The sequence below is a fragment of the Eubacterium sp. 14-2 genome (assembly GCF_000403845.2).
GTDB lineage: Bacteria > Bacillota > Clostridia > Lachnospirales > Lachnospiraceae > Petralouisia.
Genome location: NZ_KE159567.1, coordinates 114764 through 139741 on the forward strand (window position 1 = coordinate 114764; position 24978 = coordinate 139741).

Annotated in this window: 16 protein-coding genes; 15 read left to right on the top strand and 1 reads right to left on the bottom strand. The window is 46.0% G+C overall.

What is annotated here, in order from left to right; translation table 11 throughout:
* The first annotated feature begins 153 nt into the window (after positions 1-153).
* The 14 genes from dinB to C805_RS07915 all read left to right on the top strand — a co-directional run bounded on the left by dinB (position 154) and on the right by C805_RS07915 (position 22389).
* Positions 154-1404, top strand: a complete 1251-nt coding sequence (gene dinB / locus C805_RS07860) for a DNA polymerase IV (RefSeq protein ID WP_016213262.1) — start codon at positions 154-156, stop codon at positions 1402-1404.
* 338 nt (positions 1405-1742) lie between these two features.
* Positions 1743-1808, top strand: coding sequence for a hypothetical protein (locus tag C805_RS27300; RefSeq protein ID WP_256379638.1), 66 nt, complete (start codon positions 1743-1745; stop codon positions 1806-1808).
* Between the two features lie 10 nt (positions 1809-1818).
* Positions 1819-2070: a hypothetical protein gene (locus tag C805_RS07865; RefSeq protein ID WP_016213263.1), complete on the top strand. Its 252-nt coding sequence runs from the start codon at positions 1819-1821 to the stop codon at positions 2068-2070.
* A 405-nt stretch (positions 2071-2475) separates the two neighbouring features.
* A complete protein-coding gene (locus C805_RS07870) occupies positions 2476-4059 on the top strand; it encodes a dicarboxylate/amino acid:cation symporter (protein ID WP_016213264.1) in 1584 nt (527 codons plus the stop codon).
* Between the two features lie 42 nt (positions 4060-4101).
* The gene (locus C805_RS07875) at positions 4102-5679 is read left to right on the top strand and encodes a dicarboxylate/amino acid:cation symporter (RefSeq protein ID WP_016213265.1); all 1578 of its coding nucleotides are present in this window, start codon (positions 4102-4104) and stop codon (positions 5677-5679) included.
* A gap of 225 nt (positions 5680-5904) precedes the next feature.
* Entirely contained in the window at positions 5905-6600 is a 696-nt protein-coding gene (locus C805_RS07880) for a response regulator transcription factor (protein WP_016213266.1), read from the top strand.
* A 27-nt stretch (positions 6601-6627) separates the two neighbouring features.
* Positions 6628-9372, top strand: coding sequence for a sensor histidine kinase (locus tag C805_RS24955; protein ID WP_016213267.1), 2745 nt, complete (start codon positions 6628-6630; stop codon positions 9370-9372).
* Positions 9373-9576: 204 nt separating this feature from the next.
* On the top strand, positions 9577-11937 hold the full coding sequence (locus tag C805_RS07885; RefSeq protein ID WP_016213268.1) for an ATP-binding protein: 2361 nt from the start codon (positions 9577-9579) through the stop codon (positions 11935-11937).
* Positions 11938-12138: 201 nt separating this feature from the next.
* On the top strand, positions 12139-14445 hold the full coding sequence (locus C805_RS07890; protein WP_016213269.1) for a hydratase: 2307 nt from the start codon (positions 12139-12141) through the stop codon (positions 14443-14445).
* A gap of 99 nt (positions 14446-14544) precedes the next feature.
* A complete protein-coding gene (locus tag C805_RS07895; protein WP_016213270.1) occupies positions 14545-15897 on the top strand; it encodes an AI-2E family transporter in 1353 nt (450 codons plus the stop codon).
* Positions 15898-16239: 342 nt separating this feature from the next.
* The gene (locus C805_RS26895) at positions 16240-19278 is read left to right on the top strand and encodes a tetratricopeptide repeat protein (protein WP_016213271.1); all 3039 of its coding nucleotides are present in this window, start codon (positions 16240-16242) and stop codon (positions 19276-19278) included.
* Positions 19279-19303: 25 nt separating this feature from the next.
* The gene (glgB, locus tag C805_RS07905; protein ID WP_016213272.1) at positions 19304-21196 is read left to right on the top strand and encodes a 1,4-alpha-glucan branching protein GlgB; all 1893 of its coding nucleotides are present in this window, start codon (positions 19304-19306) and stop codon (positions 21194-21196) included.
* Between the two features lie 297 nt (positions 21197-21493).
* Positions 21494-21844: a hypothetical protein gene (locus C805_RS07910; protein WP_016213273.1), complete on the top strand. Its 351-nt coding sequence runs from the start codon at positions 21494-21496 to the stop codon at positions 21842-21844.
* Positions 21841-22389, top strand: a complete 549-nt coding sequence (locus C805_RS07915) for a DUF2087 domain-containing protein (protein WP_016213274.1) — start codon at positions 21841-21843, stop codon at positions 22387-22389. Before C805_RS07910 ends, C805_RS07915 begins: the two co-directional genes overlap by 4 nt.
* Before the next feature lie 244 nt (positions 22390-22633).
* Here the strand turns inward: C805_RS07915 and C805_RS07920 are convergent, their stop codons facing one another.
* Complete coding sequence (locus tag C805_RS07920; protein ID WP_016213275.1) at positions 22634-23431, bottom strand: sirohydrochlorin cobaltochelatase; 798 nt, start codon at positions 23429-23431, stop codon at positions 22634-22636.
* Between the two features lie 172 nt (positions 23432-23603).
* On the opposite strand from C805_RS07920, the gene C805_RS24960 reads away from it, so the two are divergent.
* Entirely contained in the window at positions 23604-24923 is a 1320-nt protein-coding gene (locus C805_RS24960; protein WP_016213276.1) for a patatin-like phospholipase family protein, read from the top strand.
* Positions 24924-24978 lie beyond the last annotated feature (55 nt).

The following is a 24978-nucleotide window of genomic DNA, read 5'->3' on the forward strand; positions in this document are numbered from 1 at the left end:
AAGTTAAAAATCCAATATAATGAGAAAAAGGACACATGTGTCTGTTGACAGTCGATTATTCTTGGGGTTATACTATGCCCTGTAAGGAACATTACTCATATACTTGGACTAAAGGTTATGGTAGTGACAGATTAAATGCAGGAGGTGATGCAGATGGGAGACAGGGTAATACTTCATTCAGATATCAACTGTTGTTATGCTTCGATTGAACATTTGCATCATCCTGAGCTTGCAGGAAAGCCACTGGCAGTAGGCGGTGACCCGGAGGCAAGACATGGGATTGTCTTAACAGCCGACTATATTGCCAAAAAGTACGGTGTGAAAACAGGAATGGCACTCTGGCAGGCAAAGCAAGTCTGTCCGGACATAACATTTGTATCACCAAGAATGGACTTATATCTTCGATTTTCAAGGATGGCTCATGAGATATATGCAGAATATACGGACAGACAGGAGCCATATGGAATTGATGAGTGCTGGCTTGATGTGACAGGGAGCAGCTCCCTTAAAGGGGATGGATTGCTCATTGCACAGGAAATCAGCAGGAGAATGAAGTCAGAGCTTGGCATCACAGTGAGTGTTGGTGTTTCTTTCAATAAGATATTTGCAAAGCTTGGTTCAGATTATAAGAAGCCTGATGCAATCACAACTATGTATAAGAGTGAGTTTAAGCAGAAGGCTTGGTCACTTCCAGTGGCAGATCTTCTATACGTTGGCAAAAGTACGAACAGAAAGCTTGCATTATTTGGTATTAAAACCATAGGTGATCTTGCAAGGGCAGATGAAGATGTGCTTAACAGTCACCTTGGAAAGATGGGCAGTATCTTATGGTCTTTTGCTAATGGCTATGATGATTCACCTGTCAAGCTGGAGAATACCCACGCTCCAATCAAATCGGTGGGAAACAGCACAACGACACCAAAGGATTTAGTATGCGATGAGGATGTAAAGATTGTTCTTTATATTCTGGCTGAGAGTGTTGCAGCAAGACTTCGTGAGAATGGATTCCGGTGCAGAGTGGTTGAGATAAGTGTCAGGGATAATGAGTTATTCTCTTTTACCCGTCAGAAAAAGATTGACCATGCAACTAATATCACCGGAGAGATAGCTGCATATGCTTATCAGATATTTAAGGAAAACTATAACTGGAGCAAGCCAATCCGCAGTGTTGGTGTCCGAGGTGCAGACCTAGTAACAGATAATTATTGGGAACAGATTGATTTGTTCTCAAGTGTGGAGAAGCGTGAAAAGCAGATGAAGATGGATTCGGCGGTGGATGAGATACGCAGAAGATTTGGATTTTACAGTATCCAGAGGGGACTCATGTACCGGGACAGGATTTTGTCGGCAGTCAATGCAAAAGAAGAACACACAGTACATCCACATGGGTATTTTTCAGGTTAGCAACGAGAAGTGCCAGATAATCAAGGCACAGATGTGTTGTGCTTGCACATAAACATATGGGACTTGGTTATCTGATACGGCGACTGCCGTGAGCGAAATGAAGCGAAGCGGAATTGAGCTGCACTACGAGTAGCGATAGAGTTAAAGAAGAGGGAGACGGAACATGAGCGAAGCAGCAAGAATTGATCTGGTAGACAGAGCACCATTGACGGAGAAACAGCAGAATGTGTATGAAAGCATTATGCAATATCAGCGTGTGAATGGTTATGCTCCTACTATCAGGGAGATATGCAAGATGGTAGGGGGCATCGACTTCAAGTGTTTATGCACATCTGAAAATATTAGAAGAAAAAGGCTATATAGCAAGGAAGATGGATGCTTCCAGAGCAATAGCAATCTTGTAAGGCGGTTATCATGGATTACATTGCCGGGAAATACCCGGATTTGCTGTCCCTCTACCAGGAGATTTATAACCGGGGTGACCGTAGTTATTGGGAAAATCTTGACACAGAATTACAGAAATATGCTGCTGAAATCGGACTTGATTATGTGACAAATGACGATAGTATGAGCAGACCTTTTTTTGCACCGCCTGTGATTGTCAATTATTTTTATCACAGCGAAATTAAAAAGTCAGCACGAAAAGGTGGTGAGAATAATGCCTGAATTACCTGAAACAGAAACAATCCATTCTGCACTTGCTTTCTTATGTAAAAAATTCCCATAAAACAAATGAGGGCGGGTATATCTATCGCATGGCACGGCTGCCAGAGCTTCAGGCCAGTGCATAAGCGTATGGAGGCAGGATACACATTTCTTATATGTATTTTTAAGTATAATACATAACAAATTATACCTGAAAAAACGCAAATCATCCCATACCCACCAAAGCAAAATTCTTATCTGCTATAATTAAATTAAAGTTGAAGCATGAAAATTGCAAAGACGCAAAACGGAACAGTCTGATGACATTACCATGCTTTGGTTTGAGTACAGGAAGCAGATGCAGGGATAAAACAGCCTGCAGACAGCTTCTTAAAAAATACTAAACTGGCAATAAGAGAAAAAATTATGGAAAAAATGAAATTGAACAATGAAAATATTGCGCAGACAAGCAGTTTTGCAGAAAAGACGTTTGGAGAATGGGGCGTTGATGCCAGAAATATTATCCAAATCCGGCTTGCAGTGGAGGAAACGCTGTTAAAGTACCAGGAGGCTTTTGGTGTGGAGGCAGTATTTGCACAAAAATATGTCAAACGTCTTAATCGTATCCGTCTGGAACTTTTCCTGCCAGGGGAAAGGGTTGATCCCTTTGATACAGGGGAGGAAGAACAGAGCCAGGTACTGCGGGGACTGCTGGCCAATATGGGGGTTGCACCCGCGTGGCAGTACAAAAACGGAGAGAATCTTATTATATTTACTCCCAAAAAGAAGAGACGTTCTCAGATGGCTTCACTGGCGCTGTCCGTAATACTGGCTTTATTGTGCGGCGGTGTGTGCAGTTTCCTGCCGGAGAGTGTCAGGACTTTTCTTGCAAATGAAATTATCAGCCCGGTATTTAACCGTTTTATGGGGCTTTTATCAGCCATTGCAGGTCCTATGGTGTTTCTTTCCATTGTATGGGGAATATACAGCATTGGGGACATGGCGACTATGGGCAGAATCGGAAAGAGGATGATTGGACGCTTTATGCTGATGACAATTCTTCTGACACTGCCCGTATTTGTGGTGGCCATGCCGTTTTTTTCCCTTAAAACCGGAGACGGGGGAAAGTTTGATTTTTCAGAATTGTTTCAAATGGTTCTGGATATTGTACCAGACAACTTTTTTACGCCCTTTACAGAAGGGAATCCCATGCAGATTATTTTTGTGTCAGTTTTAATCGGAATCGCAATGCTGATTCTGGGAGACAAAGCTACAATTGCCGCGGCCTTTGTGGAACAGTCCAATTATATTATACAGCTTATTATGGAGGCAGTCAGTTCTTTTGTTCCCGTGTTTGTGTTCGGCAGTATTTTAAATATGATACTGGGTAACAGCTTTTCAGTATTTCTTCCTGCCTATAAGGTGATACTGGTAATGCTTCTGGGAGATGCTGTTCTTCTGGCAGTGTATCTTGTGCTGGTATGCAAAAGGAGGAAGGTACAGCCGGGGGTATTGCTGAAAAAGATGATGCCCACTTTTCTGATTGCATTAACCACGGCATCTTCTTCTGCCGCATTTGGGGTGAATATGGAGTGCTGTGAAAAAGACCTTGGGATTGACAGAAGGATCGTTAATTTTGGTATCCCTTTCGGGCAGGTTATCTTTATGCCGGGGGTTTCCGTTATGTTTCTGGCGGTGGGATTTTGTATGGCTGAAATCTATGGCGTGACGGTTTCTCCGGCGTGGCTGGTTACGGCCGGTCTTATTGCTGTTGTGCTTGCGGTGGCGGCGCCTCCTGTTCCCGGCGGTGCGCTGACCTGTTATACGATTTTGTTTGTCCAGCTTAAGATTCCCATGGAGGCTGTAGCGGTCACCATTGCCCTCAATGTAATAATGGAATTTGTTACCACAGCGGTGAACCTGTTCTGTCTGCAGGCGGAACTTGTGGAACTGTCTGCAGGTCTTGACATGCTGGATGTGGGAAAACTGAGAGCGAAGAAAAATGTATGAAACAGTACCGTACCAACGGATTTCATCTTTCAGGAGTTTAAAATGCAGAATTACACCATGACAAATCATGATATAGATGTGGCGTGTCATGAAGTAGAGACATTTTGTGAACGCGCCAATGGGGAAAAAAGAGACATTCTCCGTACACGGCTGGCTGTGGAAGAGATACTGCTGAAATATCAGAAAGATTTTGGCACAAAAGGGACTTTTCAGTTTCAGTGCAGAAAGCGGATAAACCGTCTGTATGCCAGTTTTTCTGTTCCGGGAGAAAGAAATGATGTGGTTCATACGAACGGCGGTGAAGAAAGCGCTGGCCTGAAAGGCATCCTTTCAGGTATGGGAGAAATTCCCGCCTGGCAGTACAAAAATGGAGTCAATTACCTTACCTTTACGTTAAAAAAGAAAAAATTATCTCCTGCAGTATCACTGCTGGCAGCAGTGGCACTGGCTCTTTTTTGCGGTTTGGTAAGCAGTTTTCTGCCGGAAAAAACGGTTAATTTTCTTTCAGAGGAAATGATTACGCCTGTTTTTGACACATTTATGGGGCTGCTGAGTGCTGTTGCAGGGCCCCTGATATTTTTGTCGGTGGCAGGCGGTATTTATAATATCGGGGACATTGCAACGCTGGGAAAAGTCGGAAAGCGGATGATCAGCAGGTTTTTATGGATGACGCTGATTTTTACGACAGTATTCGGCATTGCCATTCTGCCTTTCTTTCCTCTTGCAGGCAGCGGCAGCAGTTCCTTTCAGCTTTCGGAACTTCTGGAAATGGTTCTTGGAATTGTACCGGACAATTTTTTTACCCCTTTTTTGGAGGGAAATCCTTTACAGATTATTTTTCTTGCAGTCCTTGCAGGGATGGCAATGCTGATTCTGGGGAACAGGGCTGGGATGGTTTCGCAGTTTTTAGAACAGGCAAATGCCGTTATATTACTGATCATGGAAAATATCAGTGCTTTTGTCCCCGTTTTCATTTTTGGCAGTCTTTTCAATATGATTCTCGGTAAAAACTTTTCTGTACTGCTGAAAGCCTATAAAGTGCTGCCGGTTATGCTGCTCGGAGATGTCTTTCTCATGGCGGTTTATACAGGCCTTGTATGTATTCGTAAAAAAGTTTCTATGGCAGTCTTCCTGAAAAAAGTTTTTCCGGTTTTTCTGATCGGTCTGACAACCGCTTCTTCTGCTGCCGCATTTTTGGAGAACAGGAAAGTGTGCGAGGAAAAGCTGGGGATTGATAAAAAAATTGTAAATATCGGTGTTCCTCTTGGTCAGGTGATATTCATGCCGGGATTTTCTGTTTTATATTTTGTAATGGGAATTTGCATGGCGGAGATTTATGGTGTGAAAATATCCCCGGTATGGCTGATTACAGCGCTGATTATTGCGGTAGTACTGGCTGTGGCAACACCGCCCATTCCCGGCGGTGCTCTTGCCTGCTATACGATTCTGCTTTTACAGCTTGAAATCCCTGCCCAGGCCATTGTGATTGCAGTTGCCATAAACGTGATACTGGATTTTTTTGCTACAGCAGCAGATTTGTTTTGTCTGGAGGCAGAGCTGACAGAACTGGCGGGGGACCTTGGGATGCTGGATGTGGAGAAAATCTGGAAAACATTTTAAAATTCCTCTTTAGATAACCCACCCTGTTTCTAATCCGTCCGGAGCAGCGCGGGATTTCCCGTAAGCTGCTCCGCAATTTTATAAAATCTTAATAAATTTCTCATGTGTTATTTAACAATCCGCTGATATAATAAAATAAATATTACAGTTTAACTGTATGCGGGGGAACCTTGCTATTTTTCATTCCTGCGGGTATAATGGATGAAAAAAAGCGAGGCGAAAGAAATGAAAAGTATTCTGGTTTGTGATGACGACAGAGAAATTGTGGACGCACTGGAAATATATCTGCAGCAGGAAGGCTATCGTATTCTGAAAGCCTATGACGGAGAACAGGCGCTGCAGATGCTGAAAGAGCATGAAGTGCATCTTCTGATTATAGATGTGATGATGCCCCGGTTGGACGGTATACGGGCCACATTGAAAATCCGGGAGGACAGCAGTATACCCATCATTATTCTGTCCGCCAAATCCGAAGATGCGGACAAGATTCTGGGTCTGAATATCGGTGCAGACGACTATGTAACCAAACCCTTTAATCCTCTGGAACTGGTGGCACGGGTAAAATCCCAGCTCAGACGCTACACCCAGCTTGGAAATGCAGCGGAGAGCAGCAAACGTGTGTATCAGGTGGGAGGCCTGGTGATCAACGATGACCTGAAAGAGGTCACCGTGGATGATGAACAGGTGAAACTCACGCCCATTGAATACAATATACTGCTGCTGCTGGTGAAAAATCAGGGGAAAGTGTTTTCCATCAACCAGATTTATGAAAGTATCTGGAACGAAGACGCCATTGGGGCAGACAATACGGTAGCGGTACATATCCGTCATATCCGGGAAAAAATAGAGATAAATCCAAAAGAGCCCAGATATCTGAAAGTAGTCTGGGGCGTAGGGTATAAGATTGAGAAATCAAAATAGCCTCATGGAAATGAAAGCGGTGGTGAAGTGACAAAAATTCGATATTCTGCCGGACTGAAAATTGCTGCGGTGGCAGCACAACAGATATTTTCGGTGATACTGGTACTGTCTGTTCTGATTCTTGCAGTGCTGTATCAGAAAGAAATCCTGAACCTGGGAGATGCAAAGGACAAATCCTTTGAGTCTTCCGGCTATTTTTCTTCCAAATTTCAGGAGACAGCAGAAGAAATCCTGAATTTTACTGATTTGCGCAGAAAATTTGAAACGGACGGAAGTTATGACAGTGAAAAGGAAATAGATATCCGGACTTACTCCAACAGCAGGGAAAGGACAGAGCAGACCGGAGGGAAAAAAGAAAAAGGACAGAACAGAATTCGGTATCACCTGGGCGATCTGTCAGAGTGGTCAAGGGGATACAGCAAGTCAGAGTTTGCATTCCGTTCCTCGTACACGGTGGACCAGGAAATTCTCCAGAACCGGAATATTTACAAAGACGGCAAATCAGTGCTGAGCGAGGAAAAAACAGTTTCCAGTCTGGGAGAGATGACCAGAGAACTGCAGGACGTGATTATTGAGAATGTGGAGTATTATTACGGAGGTTCCTACAGTATGTCTTCTGCAGGCACCGGGATTCCCGCAGACAGAATGCAGACGGAACCCATGGAGCAGAGTCTGTCTGCTTCTTCTACGACTGCAGAGGCTAAGGCTTCCTCTGAGCGATCCGAAGAAATGGAAAAAATTATCCGGAAAGTCATTGAAGGGAAATTGTATGATCTGGACGCAGAAGAACTGGCCCTGCTTTTAAACAGCATGGATATGGCCTGCGTGCGGAAAGAAGTAAGCTATGAATTTCCGGATGAGGACTATCTGCCCCTGGAAGGACAGGGGATATGGGACAGTTTTATGAAAGGCCGTTACTCCATGGAGCAGATGTGCAGCGCCTATGCAGAGCTGGAGTACACTCTGGTAAATATCGGGGAGGAAATCAATCAGTACAAAAGATGCCTGAATCTTTACAATCTGACAGAGGACGGCACTAATGTAAGCTACCTGATCAGCCGGGGAAATGAGGACAGTATTTATACAAATATCACAGAGCCCCTCAATATGCAGCTGGAGGAATATGGAGAGAAAAAGGGAAAATACCTTTTTTATCAGGAGCATGATATTCGACTTAAAACAAATGTTAAGGGAATGGAAGATGTATTTTACAACAGGCTGGAGCCCCGTTACGGGGGAAAAGGCAGCGTACTGTTTATCAGTGTGGATACATCTTTTCCCCATCAGGACAGTTTTCTGGATGCAAAAGGGGAATATAACCAGATGCATCCCTGGATTTATATCAGCATACTGGGGATGGTTGTCAGTCTGGTTATGTGCCTGATTGCGCTGATTTATCTCAGTATGGCAGCGGGCAGGCGGGAAGAAGGCGGAAAAATATATCTGAATCTCTTTGATCGGATACCCACGGAAATTCTGTATATTCTGGCAGTGCTGGAGGGAATTGTCTGCATTATGATGGCCGGGGAAGTGTTTTTCAGATTCGGCAGTGACCAGATGGCAGGTCTGCTGATTATGTCCGGAGTTCTGGCATTTTTCAACACAGCCTTTCTGCTGACTTTTTATCTGAGCTTTGTGCGGAGAATCCGGGCAGGCGTTTTGTGGAGCCGCAGTATTCTTAACTGGTTTGTACGAGGCATCGGTATGATGTTTACAAACAGGAAATCCTCCGGTAAAATACTGGTCTGGTTTGGGCTGCACCTTATGGCATGTTTTGTGATTTTTTCCCTTATGCTGTCTGATTTCCAGGATCTGTCTCTGCTGACCGGGGGAATTCTGTGTTTTCTGCTGCTGTGCGGAACGGAAGGGGTGCTGCTTATCCGGGAAGGAGTGCAGCGCAACAAGGTTCTGGAGGGAATCCGTAAAATTTCCGACGGAGATCTGGAATATAAGATTGCAGTAGATGAACTGACGGGAGATAACCGGCGTCTGGCAGAAGCAGTCAATACCATCGGGGACGGACTCTTCCATGCAGTGGAGGCCAGTATGCGGAACGAACACTTAAAGGCAGATTTAATAACGAATGTATCTCATGATATTAAAACGCCCCTCACGTCCATCATTAACTATGTGGATTTGCTGAAACGGGAGGAACTGCCCAATGAGCGGGTGCAGAATTATATTGCGGTGCTGGACAGCAAATCCCAGCGGCTGAAACAGCTGACAGAGGACCTGGTGGAAGCCTCCAAAGTCAGCTCCGGAAATATCAGGCTGGAAATGGAAAGGATTAATCTGGTGGAGCTGGTTTACCAGACCGGGGGCGAATTCAACGAGAAATTTGAGGCCCGCAACCTTACCATAATCACCAAACTGCCCGGTGAGCCTGTGGTAATTATGGCAGATGGGCGGAGAATCTGGCGTGTACTGGAAAATCTCTACAATAACGTGGCGAAATACGCCATGGAGCATACAAGAGTTTATGTGGATATGGAAGCGGACGGAGAAGAGGTTGCTTTTTCCATTAAAAATATTTCGGAAAATCCCCTGAACATTCAGGCAGATGAGCTGACAGAGCGTTTTATCCGGGGAGATATTTCCAGAAGTACGGAAGGCAGCGGCCTGGGGCTGTCCATTGCCAGAAACCTTACAGGCCTGATGGGCGGAGAATTTGAGATATATCTTGACGGAGATCTGTTCAAGGCCACCATTCGTTTTCAGCAGGAACCAGAGGTAAGGAAGATGCCGGATTTACAGAAAGAAACAAAATCATGATTTAATATTCAGCCCCGGTTCGTACCATTTGCTGTTTTGCGCGGAAATGATACGAACCGGGGCTGAACAGCCGAAATTTTTATTGCAGGAACCGGAAAAAGGCTCTATAATATAAGTACCATATTTTTGTAACTGAGTAAAATGCGGAAGGTACACCCAAACGCACAGATACCGCATAATAATGACAGAGGAATGGGAAACTTTATGAGAGAAAAAAACCAGATGGAAAACATACTGGACCATATAACAGGGGCTTCTATTTTTGTTATGGCACAGGACAGCCATGAGATTTTATATATAAATGACCGGCTCAGGAAAATCAGGCCGTTTATACAACTGGGCGATATCTGCGAAAAGGTATGGAACTGCGGCTGCAGAAACTGTCCCGGATGTCTCATCGGAGACGGGGAAAGCAGTACCATGACCAGTTATGATATGCCTTTTGGAAAATTTGTGGATATGTCTGCCACAAAGATTATGTGGAATGATGAGATTCCCGCCTGCCTGGTATCCATCAGCAATCATATGATAGAAGAGCTGGACCAGGAGAAAGAGCTGGGCAAACAGCAGATGCAGATTGCCGTGTCTCAGATTTATACCATGGTAATTTCTGTGAATCTTACTAAGAATACCTATTTTATGGTGGAAAATGCCGGGTTTGTCAGCCATTATGCTCCCATATCCGGGACCTTTGACAGTCTGATTGAAATCGGCGCCTCCACCATGCATCCGGACTATAAAGAAACTTTTGTGAAAAATTTCAGCAGAAGCAGCCTTCTGAAACTGTTTGGAGAGGGAGAAAGGTCCGTATACATGGAACATCTTCAGAGGGGAGATGACGGTGGTTATCACTGGACAGATACTCATGTAATCCGGATTGAGAATCCTTACAGTGAGGATATCATGCAGATTGCCCTGACCCGGAATATTGATGAGCGCAAGGCCATGGAAGAAAAGATTCGCAACGCTGTGCTTCAGCAGGTGGAAGTCAGCAAACGGTTTGCCATCAGTATCCGGAACATGTATGATGATATTTATGAAGCAGACCTGGTGCGCGGAGATATTTATAATTTCCGTTATGAAGATACCGGCCTGGCCAAAGTCCTGATGGACAAAAGCTACCGGGAACTGGTGGAGGAAATTGCGGAAGGACAGGTATGTGAGGACTGCAGGGAAAAGTACCTGGAAAACATGTCGGTATATGCGCTGCAGAAACACCTGCTGGAAGAAGAAAAACAGGTATATTTTGAATATCAGAGAAAGAAGGCGGACGGAGAATGCCACTGGTATTCCAATCTGATTCAGCTGGTATCTGAGAATCAGAACGATTTCCGGATTATGATTTTTGCCCGTGATATCAATGCAATCCGCCATAAAGACGAGCAGAAGAGACAGGAGCTGCAGGAAGCCCTGGATGAGGCCAAAAGCGCCAACCGGGTCAAAGCAGATTTTATTTCCAGAATGTCCCATGACATCCGTACACCCATTAACGCGATTATGGGTATGTCTGTCATTGCTTCTGCCAGTCCTGAGGATTTTGTAAAGGTGAGAGAGTGCCTGGGGAAAATAGGCCTGTCGGCCAGATTCCTGCTGTCCATGGTCAATGATATTCTGGATATGTCCAGAATTGAAAGCGGGAAACTGGTGATTGTGGAGAAGGAATTCCAGTTCCGTTCGCTGGTACAGGAAATTACTTCCATGATAATCATGCAGGTGGAAGAAAAGAAACAGGAATTACATATTTCCATTGGAGAGGATGTGGCGGAGAGCTACCGGGGCGATGCCATGCATTTAAAGCAGATTCTTCTGAATCTTCTGAGCAATTCCATTCAGTTTACCAGAGAGGGAGGGAACATTTCCCTGACTGCTCTGCAGACAGAAAAGAACGGAGCGCAGGCAGTTCTCCGGATTCAGGTGACAGACAATGGAATCGGTATGAGCGAAGAATTTCAGAAGGTGCTGTTCGAGCCCTTTGAACAGGAAAATGCCACAGAGGGACGGGTGTTTGAAAGCAGCGGACTGGGTCTTGCCATTACCAGAAATCTGGTACAGCTTATGGGCGGTACCATACAGTTTGAGAGCAAAATTGCTGAGGGAACCACCTTCGTGGTGGAACTTCCCTTTAAAATTCCGGAAAAGCCTGATGCGGAGGAGACAGAAAGCAGTGACGGAGAACCCCAGGGATTTCAGGGCCAGAGGGTGCTGGTGGTGGAAGATAATGACATCAACCTGGAGATCGTACAGACCATTCTGGAGAGCTGGAATCTGATTGTGGAATCTGCTGAAAACGGGCTGGTGGCTCTGGAAAAATTCAGCGCTTCTCAGCCGGGCTGGTATCATCTTGTGCTGATGGATATCCGTATGCCGGTAATGGACGGCCTGACAGCCACCAGAAAAATCCGGGCATTGAACCGGGCAGATGCGGTTACGGTGCCTATTATGGCTCTGACAGCCAATGCCTCACAGGAAGACAGCCGGTATGCCGCCAGTATCGGTATGAACGAATATCTGACCAAACCTGTTGAAATGAAACTGCTGTATCGGAAGATAAAGGAATTCTTCTGAAAATAAAATTACCTTGCAATTTTAACAGCAGACCCGTATAATACTTTAGTAAGGAGAAGTAAGCCGATGGAGGTTTCCATTGGCTTCTTTCTTCTATCTTCTTAACAGGAAAGACCCTGTCACGCTGATGCGTTGAAAGTGATATTGTGAAGTTCATGGAACTCAATATAAAATTTACAGAAAGATTCAGGAGGAAATAATATGATAAAATTACACGACGGAGGTGTCTATCTGGTCAACGGTACCACTCTGATTGACAACGGACCTCAGGCAGCGGCAGCCATTCAGAAAGAAACCGGAAAGGAAGTAACCAGAGAAGAAGCAGCCAGGGCTACCATTGCATATGGAATTCTGGAGGAGCATAATACTTCCGGCAATATGGAAAAATTAAAAATCAGGTTTGATAAACTGACTTCCCATGATATTACCTTTGTGGGCATTATCCAGACTGCCAGGGCTTCCGGGCTTGAGAAATTTCCGGTTCCCTATGTACTGACCAACTGCCACAATTCTCTGTGCGCAGTGGGAGGGACCATCAATGAAGACGATCATATGTTTGGATTGAGCTGTGCGAAAAAATACGGTGGTGTCTATGTGCCGCCTCATCAGGCAGTGATCCATCAGTATGCCAGAGAGATGTTAGCTGGCGGAGGCAGAATGATTCTGGGTTCCGATTCCCATACCCGGTATGGAGCGCTGGGCACCATGGCCATGGGAGAAGGAGGCCCGGAACTGGTAAAACAGCTTCTGAACAAGACCTATGACATCAATATGCCCGGAGTGGTGGGTGTTTATCTCACCGGAAAACCTCAAAAAGGGGTGGGCCCTCAGGACGTGGCCCTGGCTATCATTGGTGAAGTATTTGCCAACGGTTATGTGAATAACAAAGTTATGGAATTTACAGGCCCCGGCGTATCATCCTTAAGTGCGGATTTCAGAATTGGCATTGATGTCATGACAACAGAGACCACATGTTTGTCTTCCATCTGGAGAACAGACCACATCATTCAGGAATTTTACGAGATTCACGGACGAAAAGAAGAGTTTAAGGAACTGAATCCCGGCCAGGTGGCTTATTATGACGGCATGATAGAAGTGGATTTAGACAAAGTGAAACCCATGATTGCCATGCCGTTTCATCCCAGCAATACTTATACCATTGAGGAATTAAATGCAAATCTTCTGGATATTCTGGATGACTGCGAGAAGAAAGCTCAGGTAAGCCTGGACGGAGCCGTGGAGTTTACCCTGAAAGACAAAGTGAGGAACGGGAAACTTTATGTGGATCAGGGAATCATTGCAGGCTGTGCCGGCGGCGGATTTGAAAATATTGCGGCAGCGGCGGATATCATGGACGGAGCCAGCATCGGCTCTGATGAATTTACATTAAGCATATATCCGGCAAGTATGCCCATTTATATGGAACTGATGAAAAACGGTGCGGCACAGAAGCTGATGGAAACAGGAGCTATCCTGAAGACGGCTTTTTGCGGACCATGTTTTGGCGCCGGGGATACACCAGGCAACAACGGTTTTTCCATCCGCCATTCCACCAGAAACTTCCCCAACCGGGAGGGAAGCAAACTCCAGAGCGGTCAGATTGCCTCCGTGGCCCTGATGGACGCCCGTTCCATAGCAGCCACAGCGGCAAATAAAGGCTATCTTACCGCGGCTACTGACATGGATGTATGCTACACCAATCCGAAATATCATTTTGACAGCAAAATTTATGCGAACAGGGTGTTTGACAGCAAAGGAGCGGCAGATCCCGCCCAGGAAATCAAATTCGGCCCCAATATCAAAGACTGGCCGGCTATGAGTGAACTGCCTCAGAATATGGTATTAAAAGTGGTTTCCGAAATTCATGACCCGGTTACCACCACGGATGAGCTGATTCCTTCCGGAGAGACATCTTCCTACCGTTCCAATCCTCTGGGACTGGCAGAATTTACCCTGTCCAGAAAAGACCCGGCCTATGTGGGACGTGCAAAAGAAATTCAGAAAGCCCAGAAAGCCATGGAGGCGGGCACCTGTCCGGTAGAGGCAGTGGAAGAACTGAGGCCGGTAATGGAAGCAGTAAATCAAGCCTTTCCGGAGAAAGGGTTCGGAGAAAAAGGAGAAGCCGGACTGCTGGGATTTGGAAGTACCATCTTTGCAGTGAAACCGGGGGATGGTTCCGCCAGAGAGCAGGCGGCTTCCTGCCAGAAAGTGCTGGGCGGCTGGGCCAATATTGCCAACGAGTATGCAACGAAACGCTACCGCTCCAATCTGATTAACTGGGGTATGCTTCCATTCCTGATTTCAGAGGGAGAATTGCCTTTCTCAAATGAGGATTATATTTTCATTCCGGATATCCGCAAGGCTGTGGAAGAACGAAAAACAGAAATTTCGGCCTATGTGGTGAAGGACGGAAAACTGCAGGAATTTACCCTGGGTATGGGAGAACTGACAGAGGATGAGCGCACGATTATCTTAAAAGGCTGTCTGATTAATTATTATAAAGGATAGTCTGCTGCCGGAGTGGTCTGCCGGACAGGAGGGCCCAAAGGGCCGGCCTGAGGCAGGCTGTGTACGCCGGAGATTTGCGGGAAGAAAGGAAGTTTTATTTTGGAAAAACAGGAGAACAGACAGGGAAAGGAAAAATCGAACTGGAATATCAGGCCCTATATGGCCATGGGGCTGACTTTTTTCCTGGTTATTGCGGCCAGTATTTTATTTTTCTTTCTGGTATATCGGTATCACGGGTTTACAAAAATTGTGGACAAAATGATGGTGATTCTGCAGCCTATCATTATCGGTCTGATCCTTGCCTATCTGGTAACACCCATTGTAAATTTTGAAGAACGTCATTTACTGCCTTTTATGCGGGAAAAAATAAAGAATCAGAAAAAGGCAGATAAAGTGGTACGGGGGCTGAGCGTGGCGGGAGCGCTGCTGTTTGTGGCGGTGATTATCGGTATTTTACTGCAGATGGTAATTCCGGAACTTTACCGGAGCATCAACGGTATGATCGGCACCCTGCCAAGACAGGTCAACAGTTTTATGGACTGGCTCAACGAGTATGTAAGCTCCGACAGTGAGATTACCGGTTACCTGGAAATGGCGCTGACCAAGGGTACGGAATTTTTTGAAAACTGGGCGCGGACGGAATTTCTTCCCCAGACGAAAAATATTATTGCCGGCCTGACTTCCGGCGTGATCATAGCGGTGAAACTGGTGTTTAACGTGGTGGTGGGGATTATTATTTCTATTTATGTGCTGATGAGCAAGGAAGCCTTTATCGGCCAGAGCAAGAAAATTACCTATGCTGTTTTTTCAGCAAAAAAGGCCAACAGCATCATTCACACCGTGCATAAAAGCAACGAAATATTCGGAGGCTTTATTTCCGGGAAAATTCTGGATTCCCTGATTATCGGTCTGCTTTGTTTCGTCTGTCTGTATCTGATGAAAATGCCTTATACGGTACTGGTCAGCGTGATTGTGGGAGTAACAAATGTAATCCCATTTTTCGGGCCTTATCTGGGGGCAGTGCCCAGCGCCATTCTGATTATGCTGGCAAATCCTGTAAAGGGACTGTATTTCATTATTTTTGTCCTGGTGCTTCAGCAGGTGGACGGAAATATCATCGGGCCGAAAATACTGGGGGATTCCACCGGATTATCTTCATTCTGGGTGGTGTTTGCCATTCTGACCTTCGGCGGAATTTTCGGTATTCCGGGTATGATTATCGGAGTTCCGGTGTTTGCGGTGTTTTTCTATGTGATAAAGAATATTCTGTCCTGGGTTCTGAAGAAAAAACAGCTTCCTCAGGATACGGAAAGTTACATCAGGGCCGAACGGCTGGATCCTGCCACCAACAGGCTGGTCTGTTTTCCGAAGGATGAGCCGGTAAAAAAACAGAGACAGGTGAAAGAGACAATAAAAGCCAAAAAGGATAAAAATAACAAATCGGACAGATAGCAGAACAGACAGCCATTATGACGGGCCTGTTGTCAGCCGGACATTATGCTGTACCTGCCGGAGAAGATTAAAATTTTCACATTACATTAAGGAGCACTCCTCTGGAGGCTCCTTGTTTTTATTCTATAGGAAATTCCTCCGGATTTCCTATAGAATAAAAAACGATGATGCGCAGCTCGCGGGGGCGATGTTTGTTGCTGCGCAATCCGCTCGCGCGCGGAGAATGCGCATAGCGCATTCTTTTTTATATTTTGACATTTATGGGTGAAATATGGTAAAATGCAAGGTACAGGCTGATAATTAGGAGTTTTATACCTTTTTTATAATTTTGAGGTGAAACCGTTGGATAAATACGAATATAAGCTCAAGCTGGAACAGTTGAGGAATCTGGTGCAGGAAAAGGATTATCGGACAGCAGCAGAAATTGCAGATACCATTAACTGGAGGAAGGTAAAGAGTGCGGCAACTCTTTGTATGGTTGGCGAAATATATGACAGGAATAAACAGTATGAGAACAGTCATGAGATTCTTCTCATGGCCTATGACCGGGCAACCGTAGGCAGAAATATTATTTACCGGCTTGCACTGGTGGCCATGAAGATGGGCAGACTGGAAGAGGCAAAAGAATATTATGAAGAATTTCTGGAGGTGGCTCCTCAGGATAATCTGAAATATGTGCTTCGTTATCAGATTGCAAAACTGGAAGGGGCTTCTCTGCCGGAACTGATAGAAATACTGGAGGAATTTAAAGACAGGGAGTACAAGGAAGAATGGGCATTTGAGCTGGCTTATCTGTATCACCGCTCCGGAGACAGTGAGCGATGCGTGGAAGTCTGCGATGACCTGGTGCTCTGGTTTGGTGATGGAAAATATGTGGAGAAGGCGCTGGAGCTGAAGATGCTTTATCAGCCTTTGAATAAATATCAGGAAGAAAAGTACCGGGAGTTTAAGACAGGCCGGGGGGAACCGGTGGAAAATACCGCGGAACCGCCGGAATCAGAAGAAATCGTTCAGGAAGCAGTGCCAATACCGGATATTACTTCCAATACCGGGCGGTTTAACACGTTGAACCTGCAGGAAGAACTGGCCAGAAGCATGCAGCAGATTCTGGATGCCGATACCAGAGAGACTGTGACAGATACCATGGATAATATCAAGAAGATGGTGGAGGAAATTCCATATCTTCAGGTGTCTCAGGAAGAAGAGGAACCAGTACCTGAGGAAGAACGGTATGGCCATATTGAGACAGATGAGGAAATTGACGGTTCTCTGAAAAATGATTTTCAGGAAATGCTGGCAGAAGACTGGGACGGCCAGATAAGCCTTTCCGTTCCCGGCGGAGGCTGGCAGGAACCTCAGATAAACGGTCAGATTAATATTGAGGATGTTCTGACAGAATGGGAGAAGACGAGACGTGCAGCGGAAGCCGCCATGGCTGTTGCCCAGCAGCGGAGACTGGAATCTGCAAAAGCAAGAGCACTGCAGGAGGCGGAAGAACTGATGGAACGATTGAATCAGATTATTCCCAGACTGAATGCAGGGGTATCGCCCCAGGAACTGCTGGCAGAACGTTATCTGCAGAATGCAGAAGGATTTGAGATGGAAGAACAGAATCTTCCGGAAGGAGCTTTTCCGGGAGAGGCGGAACAGGAAGGATATTTCCAGGAAACTGCAGATCCGGTGGAACGTTTTGGAGAAGAAATTCCTCTGCCGGAGCAGGTATTGGAGTATTCCATGCAGGAAGAGACTTCGGGGATGCCGGGGCCGGAAACGGTTCCGGAAGGAGAGATACCGGGAACAGGTTCAGAAGCGGAATTTTTGCCGGGAACAGAAATGCCGGAATTATACCAGGGTAAAGAACAGCCTCAGGTTCCGGAAGAAGAGCAGCCCATGATGGAACAGCCTCAGATTCCGGAAGAGGAGCAGCAGCCATTTGTGGAGCAGCCCCAGATTCCGGAAGAAGAGCAGCCATTTGTGGAACAGTCTCAGATTTCGGAAGAAGAGCGGCCCATGGTGGAACAGCCTCAGATTTTAGAAGAAGAGCAGCCCATGGTGGAACAGCCCAGGGTTTCGGAAGAGGAACCTTATCCTCTTGTGGAAGAGTCTCAGATTCCGGCAGAAGAAATGAACATCACGGAATCTGCAGCTGAGAAAAAAGATGCGGAACGCTATCTGGCTTCTGTATTTCAGGCTGCAAAGGCAGCCAGAGAGGAGAAAAATCAGGTGCCGCTAAAACCCATTCTGGAAAAAAAGGCTGGTTTACAGGGAAACCCGGAGCATATCCCGGTGCCGGAGGTAAGGTTGGAGCCGGAGCATATCCCGATACCGGAAGTTGGACTGGAGCCGGAGCATATCCCGATACCGGAAGTTGGACTGGAGCCGGAGGAAATGGTTATTCCGGAAGTGAGACCGGAGCCGGGGGAAATGGTTATTCCGGAAGTGATACCGGAGCCGGAGGAAATGGTTATTCCGGAGGTGAGACTGGAGCCGGAGGAAATGGTTATTCCGGAAGTGAGAACAGAGCTGGAGGAGGAAGCGCCTTATATTCCTTCTGTAAGGAAAACTTCTCAGAGAGAATATGAAGGAATACCTGAGATACGTCCGGAGCCGGTGGCAGAGCCTGTCCGGAAACTCAGCGAGGAAGAGAAAGAAATCTTTTCTTATTTCGTTCCGGTAACCGGGATGGAACAGCAGCTTTGCCAGGTGCTGGAAGGGGCTCTGCACCGGAAAGGGAAAGACAATAGCTCCGCCAGCGGAAATATTCTGATTATGGGCGGCCGGGGCAGCGGAAAAACAGTGCTGGCAACGGATATTATCAAGGCGGTGCAGAAGAGCGGAAGCCATCCGGCAGGAAAGGTTGGAAAAATTACAGGGGAATCCCTGAACCAGAAAGATTTGAGCCAGCTGCTGAAAAAAATAGCAGGAGGTTATCTGATTATAGAAAAAGCAGGGGAGATATCTCCGGAAACCGCTACGAGACTGTCTCTTTTGATGGAGCAGAATACAGACGGACTTCTGTTTATTCTGGAAGATACCCGAAAGGGAATTGAAAAAGTATTAAGCCAGGATGTGAATTTTGCGAAAAAATTCACGGAGCGGATAAAGATACCTGTGTTTACCAGTGATGAACTGGTGGAATTCGCTAAAGCATACGCGGAGGAGCAGGAGTGCGAAATTGATGATATGGGAATATTAGCACTTTACAACCGTATCAGCAACATACAGAAACTGGATGAGGCCACAACATTAACGGAAGTGAAAGAGATTGTAGACATGGCTATCAGCAGTGCGGAAAGAGGTGGATTGAAGAAACTATTTGGCGGAAAGAAGTTCAGCCCCGAAGGCTATCTTTACCTGAGAGAGAAAGACTTCGAGGAATAAAATATTGGAAACAGGAGTGATAGTGATGGAACGTTTTTCAGATTTGGATATGTACTATTTTGGACAGGCAACACATTATGATATTTATAAAAAACTGGGTGCGCACCCCATTACAGATAAAGGGAAAAAAGGTGTGTACTTTGCGGTATGGGCGCCGAATGCGGCAAAAGTTTCCGTGATAGGAGATTTTAACCAGTGGGAGGAAGAGGCGAATGAAATGACCCGTCTGGAGCCCATGGGAATTTACGAGCTGTTTATCCCAGGGGTGAAAGTGGGAGATTTGTATAAATTTTATATTGAAACTCCGGATGGCAGAAAACTTTACAAAGCAGACCCTTTTGCAAATTATGCGGAACTGCGGCCGGGCAATGCCTCCGCAGTGGCGGATATCAATGCTTTTAAGTGGACAGACAGCAAATGGATGGAAAAACGCGCGGCATGTAAAGACGTGCACACACAGCCCATGGCTATTTACGAGGTACATCCCGGTTCCTGGATGCGTCATCCCGGCAGAGACGATGACGGCTTTTACACCTATCGGGAACTGGCGGTAAGGCTGACGGAGTATGTTAGGGAAATGGGATATACTCATGTGGAACTGATGGGAATTTCAGAATATCCCTTTGACGGTTCCTGGGGATATCAGGTAACCGGTTATTACGCACCCACTTCACGGTACGGAACACCGGAGGATTTTGCTTATCTGGTAGATTATCTGCACAAACATGGCATTGGCGTGATTCTGGACTGGGTTCCGGCTCATTTCCCCAGAGATGCCCATGGTATGGCGGAATTTGACGGAACCTGCCTCTATGAGTATGCAGACCCGAAAAAGGGCGAGCATCCCGACTGGGGCACCAAGATTTTTGACTACGGCAAAAATGAAGTGAAGAATTTCCTGATTGGCAGCGCCCTGATGTGGATTGAACATTATCATGTGGACGGTCTGCGGGTGGATGCAGTGGCTTCCATGCTGTATCTGGATTATGGAAAACAGGATGGCCAGTGGGTTGCCAACAAGTACGGTGGCAATCATAATCTGGAAGCAATTGAATTTTTCAAACATATTAATACACTGATTCTGGGAAGAAATCCGGGAACTGTTATGATTGCGGAGGAATCTACCGCCTGGCCCAGAGTTACCGGCAAGGTGGAAGATGACGGTCTGAATTTCAGCTATAAATGGAATATGGGCTGGATGCATGATTTCCTGGATTATATGAAACTGGATCCATATTTCCGGAAGGACAATCACAACCGGATGACCTTTGCCATGAGTTACAACCACAGTGAAAATTATATTCTGGTGCTGTCTCATGACGAGGTGGTACATTTGAAATGTTCCATGATTAACAAGATGCCGGGAGAGGGAGCAGAGAAATTTGCCAATCTGAAAGCAGGATATGGATTCATGATGGGACATCCCGGCAAAAAACTTCTGTTTATGGGACAGGAATTCGGTCAGCTTCGGGAGTGGAGTGAAGAACGGGAACTTGACTGGTTCCTGTTAGAAGAACCGGAGCATCTCCAGCTCCAGACTTATGTGAAAGACCTGCTTCATATTTATACCAAATATCCGGCTATGTATGAAGCAGATACCCGGTTTGATAATTTTGAGTGGATTAATGCGGATGACAATTTCAGAAGTATTTTCAGCTTTGTAAGAAAGAGCCGGAGCGGCAAAAACAACCTGCTGTTTGTATGTAATTTCACACCGGTAGCCAGGGAAGATTACCGGGTAGGAGTGCCCCTGAAAAAACAGTATAAGCTGATTTTTAACAGTGATGATAAAAAATACGGCGGAGAAGGTGAGAAACGACCTCTGACCTACAAAGCGGAAAAAGAAGAGTGCGATAACCGTCCATTCTCCTTTGCGTATCCGCTGCCGGCATTTGGCGTAGCAATTTTCGTATATTAAATCTGTATTTAATAATAAAGCAACAGTCCCCGATGGGCTTCGGCCCATTGGGGACTGTTGCTTTATGGGCATGGAATAGGTTGTCATGTCCATGATGCCGCGCCTGGCGCGCCGGGATGTGTAACAGGTTCAGGGTGGAAAGAATGGAAAAATCAGCTGAAGTGTATCTGACTCTCTGCTTTGACAAAATAATTAGATAAATATCAAAACAGATATTGACATCTTACGGTACGGATGGTATAGTGTCCATATCTGATTAGATAAATATAAAATTAAAACAGGGAGGACGGGAAAATAATGAAAGAATATCTGAAATATCTGGAAGACTCTGTGGAAAAGCTCCATCGTGAAGAAGCAGAGCTGGCGGCAACCCACCGGAAGGATGAGGCCAATCTGATGAAAATCAGAATCAATATTTACGGTATCTGCAAAACTGTGTTTGAAGCCATAAGCAGACAGGAATCGGGCGAACAGTTAAAGGAAAAATATCTGGCGAAGCTGGAGGAGATTCCCAGGAACTGGGAGATTTCCAGAGAAAAGGCAAAGCAGCATGAGGATGTGGAAAAGGTTGTGACAGAAACGATTAAACTGGAAACTGTAGAAAAAATTAAAGAGAGATTTAACAAAATATGGAGGGCGGAGCAATGATGGAAACCGAAGCCATTAAACTGTTCAAATGCCTGGCGGACAAATCCCGGCTGCAGATTCTGAAATCTCTGATAAAGGAAGACATGTATGTGGAGCGCCTGGCAGAGCGTCTGGGCCTTACTCCTGCAACCATTTCTTTCCATTTGAAAAAGCTGGAGGATGTGAAGGCAGTAACCTCTTATAAAGAACAGTATTATACCATGTATTCCATTTGCCAGGAAGTGTTTATGGCCAATATCCTGGATATTATCAAAGAAGAATCAGACGAGATACAGGAGCAGAAGCAGCGGGAGGAGGCTTACCGCAGGAAAGTAATTTCCGCATTTTTTGAATACGGCAGGCTGAAATCCATTCCTGCGCAGCGAAAAAAAGAACGGATCTGCCTGGAAGAGATTGCCGGGACCCTGGAGACTGGCAGGGTTTATGAGGAAAAGGAAATCAATGAGCTGATTGCCCGGTTTCACGAGGATTTCTGTACTATCCGCAGAGATATGATTTCCGAAGGCATTATGGGACGGAAGGGAAATACTTACTGGAAAAAATAAATCATATTTCAGTAAAAATTGTCGTGTGACCCCACCCGTGGGGCAAAGGGGCCAGAACCCTCAGAACGGAGGAACCTGGGCCCTTATTTTTCTTCTATAGGAAAGACCGTGTCACGCTAAAGCGCGAAAGTGTCTTCCTATAGAAGAAAAGACAATTATCACACTGCGGCGGAAAAGAAATATGTCGCTAAAGCGACCCGCCGCAGGCGGAGAATCCTGCAAAGCAGGATTCTTTTTTATTTTGTCAGGAAAGATGCTGTGCTTCCATTGCAGTCCGCAGATGTTCCAGATAGATATCCTGAATGTCCTTATATTCTCCCAGTCCCCGCAGGTGACATTCCACTTCATATCCGGCGGCTTCAAACAGGGATTTCCAGGAATCCGGTTCCGAGCCGGCCATATCCCGGTTGGCATGATCGCCGGCCACCAGCATAAAAGGCGCAAGATGGACTTTTTTTGCATTGGTGCGGGCCACCTGCCGGATCAGAGTATCCAGGTCCGGATAAGATTCCACTGTTCCCATAAAGAAATTGGGGTGCCCAAGATCTTTCAGCATGTAGTCCAGGGCGGCATAAACGGAGTTGGCATAATGGGTGGTGCCATGTCCCATAAATACCAGCGCTTCCTCCTGGGGTATCCGGCAAAATTCCTGGATCAGGGCCTTAAGTACATCCTGCTGGTCCTGGGTGCTGCTGAGCAGAGGAGCGCCGAACCGGATATCCATCTCAGGGGAAGCGTGCTGCTGCACCAGCTCTGTCATAAGTTCATTTTCCAGGCCGTTGATGAAATGGGTAGGCTGTACAATCAGCTTTTTCACCCCGTCTGCCTGCAGGCTGGTCATGGCTTCCTCAATGGTGGGAATGATGAGATTGTCCCGCTCCCTCAGGATTTTGAGAATCATTTTACTGGTCCATGCCTGATAAATTTTATAGTCCGGAAAAGTTTCTCCGGTCCTTTCTAACATTTTGTCAATGGTTTTTTTCTTACTGTCCAGATAACTGGTGCCAAAACTGACCAGAAGAATTGCCTGGGTATCGTTCATAAATTAATCCTTTCTGTGAGCTGTAACTGTAACCTGTGATTAAGATCTGTATTAAGTATAGCAAAGTAGAAAAATATCGTCAAATGTGTTATTGTGAAAGAAACAGTCAGATATCTGCCGGACGGGCCGAAATGCCGGATGATCTGTGCAGAATTTACCAGGAGGGATTTTCATGAAAAGAGCAATAGCCCTGTGCGGAGGAGGAACCAAAGGCGCCTATGAGCTGGGAGCCTGGAAAGCGCTGCGGGAACTTGGAATTCCGTACCAGATTGTAACAGGAACATCTATCGGAGCCATCAACGGAGCTCTGATGGCAGCCGGGGATTTTGAGCAGGCCTGCGAACTCTGGGATACCATAGAGATGGAAAATGTAATGGCGGACGGACTGAACCTTACCACAACCATAGAAGGAATGTATAATCAGCGTGAGGCCATCCGGCCTTTTCTGAAAAAATATGTGAAAAATAAAGGAGCGGATATTTCACCTTTTATTGAATTTATTGACCGGACGGTGGATGAGGAGCGGGTGCGCGCCTCCGGGAGGGATTACGGTCTGGTAACCGTGCAGGTAACCCCCATAAAACCCCTGGAGCTGACCTTAAATGAGATTCCTCAGGGGAAGCTGAAAGATTTTATTATGGCTTCCGCCTCTGTGTTCCCGGTATTTCCCATGCAGAAAATAGATGGGGTGACCTATCTGGACGGATGTTATTATGACAACCTGCCGGTGGATCTTGCATTGAAAATGGGAGCAGAAGAAGTGATAGCTGTGGATCTGCACACTTCGCCCAGCCATCCCAATTATGTAAATAAACCGTATGTGACATATATTACCCCCAGCCGGCCTCTGGGAACGATTTTAAATTTTGACAGAAAGGTTCTGGATGACAATGTCAGGCTGGGCTATTACGATACCATGAAAGCCTTTGGACGCATGGCGGGAAAATCCTGTTGTTTTTATACGGAAGAACTGGGAGACTGGGACAAAGCCATCTGGAATTATTCTGCAAGGGTGGCGGCAGCGGAAGCCTGCCTCACAGAAGGAACGTTTAAACGATTTGTGAAACCTGGCAGCGGCAGACATCTCTGCGGCAGTATCGAGGAACATATCGGCAGAAAAACAGGATGCTATACCAGGGAAGATTATTTTCTGGGTGGGGCGGAAATCTGCGGTGAAATTTTTCAGATTCCGGAAGAGACCCCCTGGGGGCTGAAAGCCTTTATCCGGGAAATACAGGGAAAAATAAAAGAGCCGGAGTTTTATACGGACAGGGATTCTTTTGGAAAGAAGCCGGGGAATGAACGGATTTCCGACCGAAACGTGGCAAAATCACGGGCAGACAGAAGTTTTCTGACAGGATGTATTTATTATGGATACAAACAGAGAATGCCCGGACTGGAGGAACAGCTGAATCTGCTGATGTTCCATCCGGGGGAGCTGGCGGCGGCCCTGTTTCTGCTGGCTGTGGAAGAAACAGACAATCCGGTGTAGCACAACCGAAAACGGGGCATATAGTAATAGAGACAGAATAAATGGGAGTAAAGCA

Excerpts from the sequence above, each read along its gene's own strand:
- C805_RS24960 (WP_016213276.1), top strand. The coding sequence starts at position 23,604 with ATGAAAAGAGCAATAGCCCTGTGCGGAGGAGGAACCAAAGGCGCCTAT.
- C805_RS07870 (WP_016213264.1), top strand. The coding sequence starts at position 2,476 with ATGGAAAAAATGAAATTGAACAATGAAAATATTGCGCAGACAAGCAGT.
- C805_RS07875 (WP_016213265.1), top strand. The coding sequence starts at position 4,102 with ATGCAGAATTACACCATGACAAATCATGATATAGATGTGGCGTGTCAT.
- C805_RS07920 (WP_016213275.1), bottom strand. The coding sequence starts at position 23,431 with ATGAACGATACCCAGGCAATTCTTCTGGTCAGTTTTGGCACCAGTTAT.
- C805_RS07890 (WP_016213269.1), top strand. The coding sequence starts at position 12,139 with ATGATAAAATTACACGACGGAGGTGTCTATCTGGTCAACGGTACCACT.
- glgB (WP_016213272.1), top strand. The coding sequence starts at position 19,304 with ATGGAACGTTTTTCAGATTTGGATATGTACTATTTTGGACAGGCAACA.
- C805_RS07910 (WP_016213273.1), top strand. The coding sequence starts at position 21,494 with ATGAAAGAATATCTGAAATATCTGGAAGACTCTGTGGAAAAGCTCCAT.
- C805_RS07915 (WP_016213274.1), top strand. The coding sequence starts at position 21,841 with ATGATGGAAACCGAAGCCATTAAACTGTTCAAATGCCTGGCGGACAAA.
- C805_RS07885 (WP_016213268.1), top strand. The coding sequence starts at position 9,577 with ATGAGAGAAAAAAACCAGATGGAAAACATACTGGACCATATAACAGGG.
- dinB (WP_016213262.1), top strand. The coding sequence starts at position 154 with ATGGGAGACAGGGTAATACTTCATTCAGATATCAACTGTTGTTATGCT.
- C805_RS07865 (WP_016213263.1), top strand. The coding sequence starts at position 1,819 with ATGGATTACATTGCCGGGAAATACCCGGATTTGCTGTCCCTCTACCAG.
- C805_RS07880 (WP_016213266.1), top strand. The coding sequence starts at position 5,905 with ATGAAAAGTATTCTGGTTTGTGATGACGACAGAGAAATTGTGGACGCA.